General features: G+C 41.5%; 4 tRNA genes. All 4 read right to left on the reverse strand.

Annotation, left to right across the window (positions count from 1 at the left end):
• Positions 1-263: 263 nt before the first annotated feature.
• The 4 genes from F935_RS00575 to F935_RS00590 all read right to left on the reverse strand — a co-directional run bounded on the left by F935_RS00575 (position 264) and on the right by F935_RS00590 (position 758).
• Positions 264-339 (reverse strand) — tRNA-Val (locus F935_RS00575).
• A gap of 66 nt (positions 340-405) precedes the next feature.
• Positions 406-482, reverse strand: a tRNA-Asp gene (locus F935_RS00580).
• Between the two features lie 36 nt (positions 483-518).
• A tRNA-Val gene (locus tag F935_RS00585) sits at positions 519-594 on the reverse strand.
• A gap of 87 nt (positions 595-681) precedes the next feature.
• Positions 682-758 (reverse strand) — tRNA-Asp (locus tag F935_RS00590).
• Between the last annotated feature and the right edge of the window lie 15 nt (positions 759-773).

Here is a 773-nt window from a genome sequence, read left to right on the forward strand (position 1 = left end):
CGTTCAAGTCGTTCAAGTCGTTCAAGTCGTTCAAGTCGTTCAAGTCGTTCAAGTCGTTCAAGTGTATATAACGATAAGACAAGCAACGAATGAAAATAATAATTTAAAAATTATTCATCTAAAGATATCGACACTTTAATTTCACAATAGAAAAATTAAATTTAGAATTGTTCATATAACAAATAATTTTACATGAAAATTAAAAGTATAAGAAAATAAGCGATTTGAATATGAGGAGAGTTTAATTTTCTGAAAAGAAATAATGGTGGGCGCTGACGGGATCGAACCGCCGACATTCTGCTTGTAAGGCAGACGCTCTACCAACTGAGCTAAGCGCCCTTAATGAGAAAAGATAACGAATGTATCTTTATACTCTACATTCTCTAGACAAGGGAATCAAGAGAATGGCGCAGCGGACGGGGCTCGAACCCGCGACCCCCGGCGTGACAGGCCGGTATTCTAACCAACTGAACTACCGCTGCACTACAATACTTTAAAAAAAAGTATGGTCACATATATGGTGGGCGCTGACGGGATCGAACCGCCGACATTCTGCTTGTAAGGCAGACGCTCTACCAACTGAGCTAAGCGCCCCAGAAGAAAAACTAATTATTCATTAATTTCTTGATATAAGACTTTAACATCTTAAATCATCTTCCAAACACAACCCGAACTGAAAAGTGGCGCAGCGGACGGGGCTCGAACCCGCGACCCCCGGCGTGACAGGCCGGTATTCTAACCAACTGAACTACCGCTGCACTTTCACAATATCG

It is taken from the genome of Acinetobacter calcoaceticus ANC 3811 (assembly GCF_000399665.1).
GTDB lineage: Bacteria > Pseudomonadota > Gammaproteobacteria > Pseudomonadales > Moraxellaceae > Acinetobacter > Acinetobacter calcoaceticus_B.